Origin of the sequence: Methanosphaerula subterraneus, assembly GCF_052055875.1 — an archaeon.
Classification (GTDB): domain Archaea; phylum Halobacteriota; class Methanomicrobia; order Methanomicrobiales; family Methanospirillaceae; genus Methanosphaerula; species Methanosphaerula subterraneus.
On sequence record NZ_CP170508.1, the window covers coordinates 742,372 to 757,336 of the forward strand.

Sequence of the window (14,965 nt, forward strand, 5' to 3'; positions counted from 1 at the left end):
TTATAGAGGTTCTGTTTGGAATAACTCGTAGAAATTACACCACTTGTGAACAATACCTGCACGACTTATGTGAATTCCCCCCGCATTTCCCTTTTCGGTCAAGGGAATATCGGCATCTCTCAGGAGAACAATATTTCATCGCCGGCCCACTCTGGCTGCGGAAATCTGGAAATCCGATGAATAAATGACACTGATAAATATTTGTTAAGTACTGGGGTTACCCGATCAAGGGATGAGTCCACTTATGTGGGGTCCAATCGAGTTCCATATCGCCCATATCAGGATACTGACTTTATCTGGACCTGCAAGGCTGACAATTAGTGCCATCACGGAAATTATTATTGCAGTCCGCTGTATCTTGCTGGTATCGATGGATGCACCAAGTGAAGCTACTGTTGAGAGGATTTCACGGTAGTCTCGATCGAAATCGACCAGTTCCTTTGCTTTCTTGTCTAGATAGATATTGAGTTCTTCATCCAATTCAACAGGTTCCTCCTGAAGTTTTTCGCCGTTTTTCCTGTCCAGATCTTCCAACCATGCGGATTTCCTTCGAACGAATCTGACTTCACTTCTAGCGTGCCTGCTTCTAGACGTAAATGCTCGAACGTCTCTGGCGATGCTGCTTGTGTCAAGACTTCCGCTGAGGAAGTTATCTCGTAGTTCTTCGAGCTCTTTGCGGTTAAATTGCCCATGTCGGGAACGTGCGGTATCCCTAAGGGAAGAGTTTTGTCGTTCTTTCAGCCTTAGGAAATCAGACATAGCAAGTCTGATGAAGAAGATCCGTATAATCTGGTCTAGGTAAAGGCAGATTGGATCGTATTCTTCGAGTCTATTTTTATACATTTCAGGGACTGCTTTGTAGACCTTTGATACCTGACCCCACAATGTCCACGTGTTCTCAACTTTAAGAGTAGGGCATAGGAACTGATCCACTGCTTCAAGGAGAAGGCCAGGGAGTTCATCAGTAACGTTCTGGTAGAAATTAGAATTGATAATGCCTAGAGCACGTAGCGCATCACAGGTAATCCGCTCTTCTGGTTGGCCTAGGCTAGGATCGTACTTATTGAGAAGTAAAAGGTCGATTAGCGGCTGTTGAGAATTTTTATCAGCGGCGAATACGCCTGAACAATTCTTTGCCATCCATTTTCGCGCGAGAGCATGGAGACGAACCCGTTCAGTTTGAGTTTCACTTAAGCCACTTTGGAGTCTATCCTCTGCTCTCCGCTGCCCATTCTGTCTGACGAGTCGGGGCTCATGGGTTGCATGCCATACATTGTCCAAAGAATGTTGACCTTGATCGCTCAGCTTGAAATGGGCAACGACTGCAGTTAGACCCGGACCAACTTGCAGGCCTACGAGGTCGATATAGTTGAATTCTATTGGTAGATTCCTACGCTCTGCGTCAGGAATGATAGGAGATGTTAAGGAGACTATCGAACCTATGTGCCACCAATTTCCACCTTCGCCATTGCGCGCCCGCTCTAGTATCTCTTGGTTTCCTTCTGATAGGCCGTAATGGAGCCGATCTCTGTCCCAGCCGTGACGCTCAAATGCCTGCTTAAGAGAATCAAACTGACTTGGGGGGAAAAACTCACATACCCACATTCCTGGAACCCGCACGCTCTCTCCATCTGGCACCATCAGGTTATGGAGAGGATCCTCTCGGTTCCAGGCACGGAAGCGATCTAGCGATTCGTACGGGATTAGGTAGTTCATGGCATGAACTAGTGCTTTCCTGATCTTACGTGGGAAACGTTTCCCCACCGTGGAATACAAAACACCATTAAGATACCTATAGGGAAGGTCATACCAGCGGCGACCCTCACCGATCCACGGCACTGTATTGGACGCATCCTCAACATTAATCGAAACGTGACTTGGAGGGGATTCGGACTCTTTTTCTTGATCGAAGGGTTGATTTTCGGTAACATCTGTCATGTAATCTTGTTCCCTGTGATGTTTGTCGATCCAATAACTCGCATCATCCGCTCTGTTCTACCGGCGATTCAGTAGCGTGGTCTACCTTAACGAAATGCTTGGTCGCTAACACCAGAAGAAGGTAAACGTTGTGTAGGGAACTGTGATGCTATTACCCGATACTTTGACGCTCGGAAACGAAGAATTGTTTGGTTTAGTGTAGTGCGGGGATACCTGCGGGTGGAACACGATATCCGATCGACCGGCTCCCCCATTACCGCGATGGGAGTCCCCAACCTGCCTACAAGATGGGCAAACGGGAGCCGGCTTTGGTGCCCAGACGTTTCTATAGGGGGGCTGGCAATCTCGACGCCTCGCCGAGTACCGTGACGATAGTTTGGGGGGTCTCCTTCACTAGTTCGATCAACACGATAAAAGTACCACTATCTTTGCCCTTGTCAAATTCCTGTTTGATCAGGTCCGACCGCCACGCTGGAACTGAGAAGCGGTTGAGGTAGCGACTCTGGATGGGTTGGATATGTTATCAGGTCTCATAAACAGCAAGACCTTGAAGTTCTCTATAATGTCTCACAAATGAAACAGTGAACTCCTTAAGTGCACCGTCATCCAGAAGAGGAATGGGCCAACTTTGAATTAGTAATTCTTGTCGCCAACTGTCTGATGGGAATAGGAAAAAAAACTCTGCAAGATTCTTTGGTGCGATCTCTGCCATCTCTAGATGATCATTAATGGCTGGGAAACCAATAAATTTCATATATTTTATTATTTTATTACGAGTCTCACTGTTCATTATTAGGTCTGAATCAGAAATATCCCTGCCAATTTGAAGGATTTTATTGAGACAGGATTCTGCAATATTTTGGTTTATCTTATCTGAATTATTTTCAATAGATTTTCTTCCGATTTCCCCTAATATTTCAATAGATAATGATAAAACACGGAGATTTTTGTGATGAATTGCCTCTTTTGCAATATTGTAGATCGTATCTAATTTTACATCGGTCGTGACAAAAAGTGTTTCATTTGGATTCTTCAAGGCTGATTCAAAACTATCTTGAACCCTATAGAGCAAAATCGCAATGTTGTTATCAAAATCGGCATCCAATAGTCTTTTTCCAAGTTTTTTAATTTCATTATAAAACTTGTATGAATTTTTTTCGACAGTACGAAATTGTTCATTTTTCATTTTATCATCGAAGTCGGATATGGCTAGGTCTATGGCATAGCCTATCGTTGTTGTATCATGGCTCCCAATAGCATGATGGAGGATATTGAAATGGTTCTGAAATGGATTATAAGTCGGGGATACTTTTTTTGCGTCAACCTTACGAGTTAGGTAATCAGACGCGTTTTCAGGGTCAAGAATGTCTACTACTCCCATTACGAATGCATACATCAATGGAATGGTTACACTGCCTGAGAGTAATTCAAAAAAAATCAGGCATTGAATGTATATTTCGGGTAGAGAAAACAGTGCGATAAAAACATTTCCTTTATTACCTAACGAAATTGAGCTCAGTAATAATATTCCGTAAAGAATTAATATCACAAATATCGTGATAAGTAATTTAATTTTGTTATCTGTTCGAAAAAGATTAATTCCTCTAGATGTATAGGTTTGTGCCATTATTTGTATTACGATAAAAGTGGCGGAGAGAATGATACCTACGCCAGCAATTTGAGCTTGAATGATCGTGCTAATTAGAGTACGAATACTATCGGCATCAAAGTTGCCTTGAGTAAAAGATATTAGAAAACATGGCACTGCAATAATTATTGCAAATAAAAACCATATTACATTGAAATGGGTATTTCCATTCAATATTGTTTTTAAAAACTTTAGAATTTGTGTAGACATAGAAAATCTTCAGTAACAATACTTATGCATTAATTCCTTTTTTAATTGAATGGTTTCACCTGACTACGACAGATCTTGAATGCAAGAAATTTACGTTTTGTCAAAGGAAGTTTCTACTTCAGAGTCATAACAATATAGTTCAACAGTAAACGGACATGATGCCAAAAGGGCATCAAGCATACATGATGAAAACAAAGGTTCCATTTTCATATTAAATTCGATCCAACTTCGACATAAGATAGTCAAATCGCGGCTATATCTCCTCCAAGAATTCTTTGCGACTATATCAATTGAGACCATCTGGGCGACGGAGTCAGATCATTTGTTTACCTGGAAACTGTACGACTATTCATAAGGATCTTATGGAAAATTCCTGCGACCAGAAACCGTGGGTAGGCAGGAAAAACCTGGAGCCCTAACAAATTAAAAAAGAGAAGGAAAAATTTGTTAAATTTAAATTCTGATTTTTAAACCTCAATGGTGATTGATCAAATGCCTATATCCGGTTCCACTTTCGCGTTCGAGGTATTGATCAGGGGAGGTCTATATCTTCCAGGAGAATGATTTTACATCGCCGGCCCCACCCGTTCCCGTCGATACGGCCGGCTCGATTTCCTGCGGTACGATCTCCCTGACTATGGAGGATGGCGAGAGTGAGACCTGCAATCCGATCCGGCAGCCGGCCCCATAATTTTGTAAATCCCTCCAGTCCCCATTTCCCTCGTCACCCGCCGGCGTGGCCCTTGCCGCCGCCGTGGTGCTTTCCCCCACCACTGCCGTCTCCCTTCTTGCCGGCCGATCCTTCACCGGCATAGGCCATGACGCCGTTGATCACGACCCCCCGGTACGCCTACAGGTCGAAGACCTCCGGACTCCGTCAGGCGGCCAGCGGCCCGACCGTGTGGCACTGGAGGATCCCTGATACCGGGTTCCGCTTCGAGGACGCGGAGGACAGCTGGACCGGGCGTCCCGGGTCGAATGAGGGGAGGAACACGTCGTATGCTGTAACCAATGCCCGGGATCCCATGGAATGGTTCACCCCGTGATCCGAAGAATCCGGTGAAGAAAGACTGGGACGTGGTGGGATGCAGGAATACATTTTAAAGATCTGGTACCAATGTAGGCACTGAACACCATGGATCCGGAAACCGATATCACTCAGCTCCTCCTCAGAAAACGGGATGAGATCCTCTCGATGGCACAGCGGAGAGGAGCCAGAAATATCCGTATCTTTGGATCCATTGCACGGAACGAAGCCCGTCTTGACAGTGATATTGATCTCCTGATCGACCTGGACCCTGATCGAAGTCTTCTGGATGTCGGGGGTCTTGCCATGGATCTTTCACGGCTGCTCGATCGACCGGTCGACATCGTGACCGAAGCGGGACTCCGGGACCGGATACGTTCACGGGTATTGCGGGAAGCGCGGGCCTTATGAGAGATGATCCCGAGCGTGTACTGGATATTCTGGAAGCCATTGAACGGATTGAAAAGGTTGCAGTCCGAGGCCGTGATTATTTTTACAATGACGAAATGGCACAGGTCTGGGTGATCCACCACCTCCTGATCCTAGGGGAGGCAGTTCGGGGGATCTCCCCGGAATTCAGGGATCGAAACCCTGGCATCCCGTGGTCGGATATCATCGGTTTGAGAAATATCCTCATCCACCACTATTTCGGGATCGACCGTGATGCGGTCTGGAACGTGGTCGAACACGACCTGCCGGTATTAAAAAAACAGGTTCAGTCCCTGGTTCAGGAATAGCGGCGGAAAAATCACGGCGAGTAGGGCTGGTATCCCATGGAGGGAATAGCCCCACTGCATGCCGGCGTCAGAAACGGATCTCTGGTCGGGCCGATAATCTCCCTCGTCACCCGCCGGCGTGGCCCTTACCACCGCCGTGGTGCTTTCCCCCGCCGCTGCCGTCACCCTTCTTGCCGGCCGATCCCTCGCCGACATACGCCCTGACACCATTGATCACGACCTCTCGGTCCGGCCCGGACGGCCCTCCGAGGGTGATCGTCTGCCCGGCCTTCACCTTCGTCTCCTTTCGCCGGCTCCGTCCGGACCAGGTCAGCCCGCTCCTCGAACGCAACCTCCCGGTACGCCCGGAGATCGAAGACCTCCGGACTGCATCGGGCTGCGAGCGGCATATGGGAGTACAAACCGAAAATAAACTCAATGAAACTGATGAAAATAGAAATACGAATACCCCCGCCCGGATTCGAACCGGGGTCGCCGGATCCAAAGTCCTGCATGATTGACCACTACACTACGGGGGTGGATATTGTCCTGGTTGAATGTAGTGCACAATTCTCCTTAATGAAAATGTGCTCTATTCATTTTAGTGCGGCAGATATAAAAACCAACATCTGAACCCGGTTGTCAGAATATAAGGGGAAAGTGGAGAACTGCCTTTGACAACAGACCGGGGGATCATCAGATATGGATTAAAACCGGGCTCATCCCTGTGGCCGTTCAAGAACAAACATGACCGTACCCTCTTCCAATCCCGTCCCGCCGCTGATCTCACCGGCAGGGACAAAGCCGCATTTCTCCAGCACCCGGATAGAGGCTTTCAGCTCCGGATATGTAGAAGCGACGATTCGCCGGACGCCGGGCTCAGCGAAGAGCACGGAGACCAGGCAGCGGACTGCTTCGGTCGCATACCCGAAGTTCTGGAATTGATCCAGCACCGAGTACCCGATCATCACCTCATCCAGAGACGCAGAGGACGACCCGGCACCACCGCTCCCGATGAGCGTGCGGTCCGCACCGTCCGGGCCGGTACGAACCCAGTACCACGAGCAGAAATGCGGATCCGTTCCCTCAGAGAGCATGGCGATAAACTGGGCAAGCGCATCCTGGTCGAGAAGCGGCGGAGGCCATGCTGAGGGGATGCCGGCATCGAGGAGCCGGCCGAGTGCCGCGTGGTTGTGATGAAGATCACTGTCGAGGATCTCAAGGGTTGCGGGAATCAGGTCCAGCCGTTCTGTGTGGAGAGGGTATGAAGAGGGCATGGGAATCGCCGGGATAGTGAAGATATCTCCCGAGCATCGTATGTCCAGACAGGTTAAGTGCTTTACCCGGGTTACCAGGCAGGCCGTGATAGCAGACCCCTGAACCGACCGGGAACCTGCAGAGAGAAAAAAAAAGATTGAGGGATTATGCTGCTCTGCTGAAGGTAATCCAGTTGAGGTTGACATAATCCGTCGGGAACGAGAACTTCAACCGGTGGGCGCCGGCCGGCAGGGTCACCGGCACGGATACGGTCTGGAAGGCGGCCGAGTAGCCGGTGTTCGGAACGTTCACGGTCGCGATCGGTGTCGTCCCGTCATCGAGATATACCTTAATCGATGACCCGTCGTGGGACGTGGCCACCCTGAACCCGGCGTCATAGGTGCCGGCTGTGCCGATGTTCATCGTATACGCCAGCCACTCGCCGGCCCGGGTCCAGCCGACACTCGGGCTGTGATCGGTGTCGAGGACTTCAAGGTCCACATCGTCCTGCCGGTAGGCCCCGCCTTCGTTCCCGGCGGTGGTGTCATGGTAGGCGATACCCTCGCCGCCGACATCGTAATCCTCGGCCTGCAGGATCCCGGGGAGGTTGTGCGGTTCGTTGAACGGAGTACCGACAGACGGTGCCTGCGATGCAGTCGCGGTCACCGTCGGGGTCGTGGCAGGCGCCGCCGGGACGGTCACGGTGAAGGTCTTATTCGCAGACCCTGCAGCATTGGTTGCAGTCTGCCGGATCGTATGAGTGCCTGCCTGCCAGTAGATGTACCTGAAGTCGCGATGGGAGGTGGTGGTGCCGTCGCCGAGGTCATACAGCACCGAGGTCGCATTCGCCGAAGCATCGGCCACCTCGATGCTCATCGAGCCGGCAGCACCGACAGTGACGGTGAAGTCGGCCACCGGGAGGTTCTGCTCGGTCGGTGCCGGCGTCACCGATGTGGGGGTGACGTTGGTATGCTGTTCGTTCGTCTCCTCAGGGTCAGTGACGTTGATGTACTGGTCAAGTGTCTTCACCTCCGATCCACCTGGACCGATCGCCATCAGGGAAACGGTATAGATGCCGACTGTCCCATAGAGGTGAACCGGGTTCTGTTCATACGAGGTCGACCCGTCCCCGAACTGCCAGAAGTAATACTGGACCTGGCCGCTCGTGGACTCGTTGAACTGGACAGAAAGTGGGGACTCGCCAGCAGTCACATTCGCCGAGAACCCGACGACCGGGGAGTCGGTGATGGTGATGTACCCCTGCTTCTGGGTGAAGACACTCCCGTAGTCCGTGCCACAGACCGTCAGGGTCACGGAATAGGTGCCGGGCTGCGTGTAGACATGGGTCGGGTTCTGCTCGATCGAGGTGGCGCCGTCACCGAACTGCCACTGGCACCCGTTCGCTCCGGTGGAGAGATCGGTGAACTGCACGGCAAGACCCGGCCGGCCGGAGGTCACATTGGCTGTGAAGTTCGCTACCGGGACGGTGTTGACGATGATACACCGGTACTGGATGCAGGTATCGGCCGCACGGGCTGAAGAGGCGGACAGGGAGACCGTATAGGCTCCTGTGCTGGTGTAGGTATGGAGCGGATTCTGCTCGGTCGAGGTGCTGCCGTCTCCAAAGTCCCATCTCCACGCGGTCGGCGAGCCGGTCGACAGGTCCTGGAACTGGACCGGGAACGGGGCCTGGCCGATATGGCCGGAGGTGTAGAAGGCGGCGGTGACGCCCAGTACTGCAGATACCGGCGGTTCGGTTGTTTCAGGCGATGCCGACCCCACCGTCACCGTTCCGGTGGCCAGGGTGAAGCCGGCGCTGTTGGTCGCGTTCAACTGGATGGTATATGTCCCGGCTGTAGCATAGGTGTGCGACGGACTCTGAAGGGAGGAGGTGGTCGAATCACCAAAGGTCCACACCCAGCCGGTCGGATGGTTCGATGAGGTGTCGGTGAACTGGACGGTCAGGGGTGCCGTTCCGCTCGTCGGGTTCACGTCGAAGCTCGCAACCGGAGGGGTAACCGGCGCGGTCGTGCCCTGGACTGTGATCAGATCCGGCTTCACCAGACTGTCGCTGGACCCGGCGCCTGAGACCGTGAAATTGACGGTGTACCGGCCGGCATCTGTATAAGTGTGGATCGGGTTCTGCTCGGTCGAGGTGGTACCATCCCCGAAGTTCCATTCATAACCGGTCACATCGCCATGTGAGGTGTCGGTGAACCGGACGGTCAGCGGTGCCTTCCCCTCTGTCACATCTGTGATGAAGTCCGCGACCGGGGTGACCGGAGCACGTACGATGATGAAACCAGTCTTCGTCAGACTGTTGCTCCCACCGGCGTTGCTCGCAGTCAGCTGGACAGAGTAGAGACCGGGTGTGGAGTAGATATGGATGGGGTTCTGCTCGGTCGAGGTGCTTCCGTCCCCAAAGTTCCACTTCCACCCGGTCACACCCCCGCCTGACGTATCGGTGAAGTTGACCGTCAGGGAAGCAGGACCTTCAGTGACGTCTGCGATAAAATTCGGTGCCGGCTGATCCACGCGTAATGGCAGGAAGTCCTGATTGTTGTTGGTGATGAAATATGTCGTGTCCACAAATCCGTCGCCGTTGGTGTCGGGATAAATCTGTGAGAAGCCGGCCAGGTTCGGCATCATCCAGGCGTTGCCGCCGATCGACGGTCCGCCGACGATGTTCGTTCCGGCAGAGGCTACATTCCAGGTGTTGGCGGTGTTGGTCGCCTTCACGTTGGTGTAGGTGTCGAAGATATTGTTGTAGATCGTGTTCCCGCTCGACCCGGCGATCTGAATGCCGGTCTTGAGAGCATCGCCTGCTGCGGTCGCATATATCTTGTTATTCTTGATCGTCGCCGTCGTCGATCCGGAGTTCAGCAGGATTGCCAGCATCTCCGATGTGAACCTGTTGTTCTGGATCATCGACTCGCTTGAACCGGTCCCGACCGTCAGCCCGGCAACCCCATCCATCGTGAAGGTGTTGTCGTTGATAGCGGTGGTGGTGGCCGTGAAGAGGGTGACCCCATTTCCGTTGCCTGAGAAGGTGTTGCTCAGGATCCTGGAGTTCTCGACCACCTGGAAGGCCACGCCGTTGGCGTTCGAGGTGAAGGTGTTGCCAGTGACAGATCCCTGGGCCTGACAGAAGAGAACCCCGTAGGCGAAGTTGCTGAATTGTATGTTCTGAACGGTGACATTGGCGGACTCATAATCGATCCCATTCTGCCGGTAACTCGAGGCCCATATCCCGACACTGTTCAGATTGTCGACACCATCGAGCTCGAAGCCCAGACCGTCGATGATCACATCCGACGACCTCACGTCGATGGCCACCGGACCCTCGAAGTTGTTGAAATTATGTCCCAGTTCATAACATCCCGGGGCTGTGATCGTATACGGCAGACTGTTGATCGTCGTTGAGGCACTGACTGGTCCGACGAGGGCCAGGGATACCAGCAGGAGCAGGAGCCCTGCATAAAAAAATCTGGTTGTATTCAATTTCATCATTTCACCTTTTTTTTCTGCCACGGTCTCCCAGGAGTCAGAATCATCCAGGTCAGGTACCTGGATGAACGCCGATGAGGCGTGCGCTCATTGTCATGGCAACCCTCGTAATATATTTTAAAGTATATATATTTTATTAGCAATTGCCGGAAAAAAGACGGACAATTGCTCAGCACTACTGCAAAGCGCGCGATAGAGACTGCATGGAAAAACTCGGAATCGAATTTTTCGGTACCGGCAGATTTCCAGAGCCGGCTGACTTACAGTACAGGTTTTCGCAGTCCGGCGAAGGGGACATTGAGGGAAAACCGCCTCCCCGACGGATCATCCCGTTCCAGGGGCATCCCTTGTCGACCGGCGAGCAGGGAGTTCTCGTGGGGGGGGCATCGGAGATCATGGCCGGATTATTGCATTAGAATGTCTTTCGATCACAAGGAGGACCGAGATCCCTGAACGGTCAAACACCATTCTGACTCGATGCGGAGTTAAAAAAAATAGGCTGTTGTTACGTTGAAAAAATATAATCATTCGTATTTTTCGTATTACTCCCTCGAAAAGCAATAGCGGCCAAATCATTGCGCATTGCACAAATGCGCGGCAATAAATGAGTATTATCAAGACGAAAAATGAAAACATTGATATAGGTTGATGCGTATCTGAACGTGTCCTGTCAGAGGGGACTGCACATTCAGCCCCTGATACCATGCCCTGTTCCAATGTGACTGAAGTATCCTGGTCGGAGCACAATGGCAGGAATAAAATTACAAAAAAAGGTGCAATGAATGAAAACCGGATTTAAGTATCTAATTTCAGGGGTTCTCATGCTCCTGCTGGTATCCCTGGCCCTCGTCGGACCAGTCAGTGCCTTAACGACGATCAACAGTCTGCCGTATACGATCACGGCACCTGACACCTATCAACTGGGACAGAATTTCAACAACTTCAAGGGTCCTGTGGCCATCGACGTTCAGGCATCAAATGTTGTAATAGATGGACAGGGCTACAAGCTCGATGGGGTTGACAATGCGAACTCCATCGGTATCAGGGCCTCGAGTTACATGAAGAACGGAATCATGTACAAGCCCACCCAGGTCAAAATTCAGAACGTCAAAGTCAGCGACTTTGCCAATGGCGTCCTCATCTACCAGACACAGGGAGAGACCGTCACTGGTAACACCTTCACCTCGAACGCCAACGCTGTGATCTTCCAGGTGGTCAAGAACTCCAAGATCCTGGGCAACACCTTCTCAGGCAACGGAAATGGGGTCACCCTCTTAACGACCACCACCACCGCTATCAACGACAACACCTTCACCAAGGACGCAGTTGCCGGTATCACGGTCGGATTCGGATCGAGTGCCACCAACATCCTCAGAAACACATTCAACTCGGACACACTTGCTATCCTGCTGAACTCCGGATCGACGACGGCGACGATCAAGAATAACAAGGTGTATGCAACCGCAGCTGGCGATGCCCTCAAGACCGGCATTCAGATCGCCGGGTCGAGTGGGAACACGATCTACAACAATATCTTCGACACCTACACCAACGTGAAGGCGACCAACACCGCCAACACCTGGAACGTAGCCTCAACCGGAACGAACATCGTCGGCGGACCGTCGATCGGCGGCAACGCCTGGCTGATGCCGAACTTTGCCGGGTTCTCACAGATTATGCCCGACATCAACGGCGACGGCTTTACCGACAACACCAACAGCTGGCCGCCAGTCACGGCAACGTTCTTCATCAACAACAAGAACCAGGACTTCCTCCCGCTGAAGGTATAAGCTGAACGTGAAAATACCAACAAATTTTTTTTGGTGTTACCGGGCAGTCCCATGAACAGGACTCCGACCGGTCTCACCTCGTTTGATCAGATCTGCTTTTTTATGAAGAATTGGAAGCGTCATCACCTGCCGGTGAAGTTCTCTCAGCAGTTGACCTGGACCAGGGGCCCGGAGACCCGATCGTTCATCGCTCATTCGGTGGAGATCCGGAGAAGGAGAAGGGCGCAGATGACCAGTGCCAGGTACAGCAAGGAAATACCATGGATCACCCCGATGAGCGGTACGGGACCGGTCCCTTCTATCGTCCGGTTGGCGAGAAGCAGGGTGAACGCGATCGTCGTGCAGGCCATCGAAAGGGTCATTCCGACCAGGCGCATCGTCTCGACGGTACTCGAGGCCACGGCATAGGCCTCCCTCTCGACCGCCCCGATCACCCTCTTCACAACCGGGGTGGCGAAGAAGGCGACCCCGGCGCCGAGCAACAACAGGACGACAGCGACGAAGGGGAGCGGCGTCGCCTCGTTCAGCACGAGCAGGGGGAGAAGACCGACGATAGAGAGGCCCGCCCCGACAGAGGCAACCTGCCCCACACTCCTCCGGTCAGCAAGCCGGCCGGCCAGTGGCGAGAGGAGTGCCATGGCGACCGGATTAAGGACCAGCACCAGGCCTGCGGAACGGGGATCGAGATCCCTGGCCACCTGCAGGTACAGACTGAGCAGAAAAGACGGGGCGAAGGTACCGGTATAGAAGAGGAGGGCGGCCGCAACTGCACCCAAAAATCCCGGACGGGAGAAGAGGCCGGGATCGAGCATCGGGCTCGTACTCTGCCCGTTATGGATGACGAACCCGGCCAGGAGAAGGCCGCCGATGACAAGCATCCCGATTGCAATCGGTGACGGAAGGAAAGAAGCGCCCAGCAGCAGTAACAGCATGGCCGGCACGTACAGGCCAATACCTGCCCTATCAATAGTTCGGGCGCTTGCCAGGGCACATTCGACCGTGACCCGGCGGTGCAGGACGAACAGGGCCAGCGCCGCGACCACCATGACCGGGACAAAGATCAACCGCCATGAGAGGTAGAACGTGATGAAACCACCAAATACCGAACCGAATGAGAACCCTGCCATCAGGGAAGTCACCGTTATCCCAATTGCTCTTCCCCGTTCCTTCTCCGGAAAGACCAGGCTGATGAAGGCGAGCGATGTGCCGAAGACCATGCCGGCACCGATTCCTGCCACAGCCCGGCCGGCCATCAGCACCCAGGCAGACGGAGCGAGGGCGGAGATGATGGCTGCGAACAGATATATCCCGACACCTATCGAGAAGAGATGCCGCACCCCCAGAATATCCGCTAGCCGGCCGAACGGAATCAGACAGACGCCGGCGACCAGAAAGAAGATGGTGCCGAGCCAGGAGATAGTGGCCGCATCGCTCGAAAACTCAATTCCAATCGCCGGCAGGGATACGATCAGGGCCGAGACCATGAACGGGGCCGGAAACGAACCGAGTGCGACGGCGGTGAGCACCTGCCGTTTCTGTTCCGGATCGATCGCCATCATGGGGGATAAAGCCACCTTCATTGATTAATCTGATGGTACGGCGCCAGGGGCACAAGTCTGGAAACGTGTCGAAGAGAGACTCCCAGGAAGTGAGGGAATGGGTACAGAAACAAATGGGTGAATAGGGTCCTTGATTGACACCGATCGATCGACCATCTCTTCCGATCAAAACAGCAGAAATCCCACAGATTTTGCCATTGAAATGGCCACATACCTTTTTCACTCCACTCCTCGAATAACTGAACGATATGGAGATAACCCTGATCAGTGAATCTCAGAAACTGTGGTTTCTCATCGGTGCGATCTTTCTGGTGGCCATCATCGCATTCTGGCCACTGATGACCGTGGCCGTCTGGGCTGTAGCCCTTGCAGTTGCATTCATGCCACTCCACAAACGGCTTTCACGCAGCCTCAAACCTTCGGTCTCTGCGGCGCTCATCACCCTCATAGTTGTCTTTACGGTTATCCTCGTGGTATCGATATCATTGAACTTGCTCTATGCCAATATGAGTGAGATCGGTTCTATGATCTCGTCACTGGGGATGAGCATTCAGAATGCCGGTATCTCTTCATTTCTTCCTTCGTCCACCGCCAGTCAACTCACCAGCATACCCCAGATGCTGATCCAGTCGATTCTGCAGTCGCTCGTCGGAATGACCAGCAACCTCCTGCAACTCCTGATACAGGTCGTCATCTTCTTCCTCTCCCTCTCGATGCTCCTCTATTTCGGAGAGGAGATCTGGGACACCCTGACCTCTAACCTCTCTCCAAAACTGTCATCTGCCGTGGAGAAGATGGCCAGAATCTCAGGGGACACCATCTACTCACTCATCATCATCCAGATATCAGCAGCAGTTATCGCCTTCATCCTTGCCATTCCATTCTTCATTCTGCTTGGCTACGGAAACGTGGTCCTGTTTGCTTTCATGATCGGACTTGCCATGCTGATCCCTCTCATTGGGGCCCAGTTCATCATCATCCTCATGACCCTCTTCCTGATCGCCACAGGAGATATGAAGAGTGCTGCCATCACGGTGTTCATCGGGTACCCCCTGTTGAGTGGCTGGATCGACTTCTATTACCGTCCGGTGATGATGGGGAAGAGGGTCGCCATCAATCCAGTGCTGATGATGATCGGTATCTTTGCCGGCCTTCCGTTCATGGGAGTCCTGGGATTCATCATCGGCCCGGTGCTGATAGCGCTGGTGGTGACCGGGTATAAGATCCTTGAAGAAGAGATGCACGAATCCCGTTCCTCAACAACCAGTGATACGGGGTCTCAATAAAAGAGATAGAACATTCGGGATCTGGGG

Annotated in this window: 11 protein-coding genes and 1 tRNA gene; 5 read left to right on the top strand and 7 right to left on the bottom strand. The window is 52.4% G+C overall.

All coding sequences use genetic code 11. The features are described 5' to 3' along the window. Window positions 1-225: 225 nt before the first annotated feature. Window positions 226-1,938 carry a hypothetical protein gene (locus ACFKSJ_RS03320; RefSeq protein WP_440950851.1) on the bottom strand — a complete coding sequence of 571 codons (1,713 nt, stop codon included), beginning with the start codon at window positions 1,936-1,938 and terminating at the stop codon, window positions 226-228. A gap of 523 nt (window positions 1,939-2,461) precedes the next feature. Further along, the gene (locus ACFKSJ_RS03325; RefSeq protein WP_440950852.1) at window positions 2,462-3,796 is read right to left on the bottom strand and encodes a DUF2254 family protein; all 1,335 of its coding nucleotides are present in this window, start codon (window positions 3,794-3,796) and stop codon (window positions 2,462-2,464) included. Between the two features lie 818 nt (window positions 3,797-4,614). On the opposite strand from ACFKSJ_RS03325, the gene ACFKSJ_RS03330 reads away from it, so the two are divergent. From ACFKSJ_RS03330 to ACFKSJ_RS03340, 3 genes are all read left to right on the top strand, one after another. Beyond that, window positions 4,615-4,842, top strand: a complete 228-nt coding sequence (locus ACFKSJ_RS03330) for a hypothetical protein (RefSeq protein WP_440950853.1) — start codon at window positions 4,615-4,617, stop codon at window positions 4,840-4,842. A gap of 89 nt (window positions 4,843-4,931) precedes the next feature. Beyond that, window positions 4,932-5,234, top strand: coding sequence for a nucleotidyltransferase family protein (locus tag ACFKSJ_RS03335; RefSeq protein WP_440950854.1), 303 nt, complete (start codon window positions 4,932-4,934; stop codon window positions 5,232-5,234). Further along, window positions 5,231-5,560: a HepT-like ribonuclease domain-containing protein gene (locus ACFKSJ_RS03340; protein ID WP_440950855.1), complete on the top strand. Its 330-nt coding sequence runs from the start codon at window positions 5,231-5,233 to the stop codon at window positions 5,558-5,560. Before ACFKSJ_RS03335 ends, ACFKSJ_RS03340 begins: the two co-directional genes overlap by 4 nt. Window positions 5,561-5,666: 106 nt before the next feature. Here the strand turns inward: ACFKSJ_RS03340 and ACFKSJ_RS03345 are convergent, their stop codons facing one another. From ACFKSJ_RS03345 to ACFKSJ_RS03360, 4 genes are all read right to left on the bottom strand, one after another. Continuing rightward, window positions 5,667-5,891 (bottom strand): hypothetical protein, encoded by a 225-nt coding sequence (locus tag ACFKSJ_RS03345; RefSeq protein WP_440950856.1) that lies wholly within the window; start codon window positions 5,889-5,891, stop codon window positions 5,667-5,669. 114 nt (window positions 5,892-6,005) lie between these two features. Further along, a tRNA-Gln gene (locus ACFKSJ_RS03350) sits at window positions 6,006-6,078 on the bottom strand. A 180-nt stretch (window positions 6,079-6,258) separates the two neighbouring features. Continuing rightward, on the bottom strand, window positions 6,259-6,816 hold the full coding sequence (locus ACFKSJ_RS03355; protein WP_440950857.1) for a GNAT family N-acetyltransferase: 558 nt from the start codon (window positions 6,814-6,816) through the stop codon (window positions 6,259-6,261). A gap of 145 nt (window positions 6,817-6,961) precedes the next feature. After that, complete coding sequence (locus tag ACFKSJ_RS03360) at window positions 6,962-10,303, bottom strand: PKD domain-containing protein (protein WP_440950858.1); 3,342 nt, start codon at window positions 10,301-10,303, stop codon at window positions 6,962-6,964. An 821-nt stretch (window positions 10,304-11,124) separates the two neighbouring features. On the opposite strand from ACFKSJ_RS03360, the gene ACFKSJ_RS03365 reads away from it, so the two are divergent. Then, the gene (locus ACFKSJ_RS03365; protein WP_440950859.1) at window positions 11,125-12,093 is read left to right on the top strand and encodes a NosD domain-containing protein; all 969 of its coding nucleotides are present in this window, start codon (window positions 11,125-11,127) and stop codon (window positions 12,091-12,093) included. A gap of 191 nt (window positions 12,094-12,284) precedes the next feature. Here ACFKSJ_RS03365 and ACFKSJ_RS03370 read toward each other — a convergent pair whose 3' ends face one another. After that, window positions 12,285-13,649 carry an MFS transporter gene (locus ACFKSJ_RS03370; protein WP_440950860.1) on the bottom strand — a complete coding sequence of 455 codons (1,365 nt, stop codon included), beginning with the start codon at window positions 13,647-13,649 and terminating at the stop codon, window positions 12,285-12,287. 251 nt (window positions 13,650-13,900) lie between these two features. On the opposite strand from ACFKSJ_RS03370, the gene ACFKSJ_RS03375 reads away from it, so the two are divergent. After that, window positions 13,901-14,938, top strand: a complete 1,038-nt coding sequence (locus tag ACFKSJ_RS03375; protein ID WP_440950861.1) for an AI-2E family transporter — start codon at window positions 13,901-13,903, stop codon at window positions 14,936-14,938. Window positions 14,939-14,965: the final 27 nt, after the last annotated feature.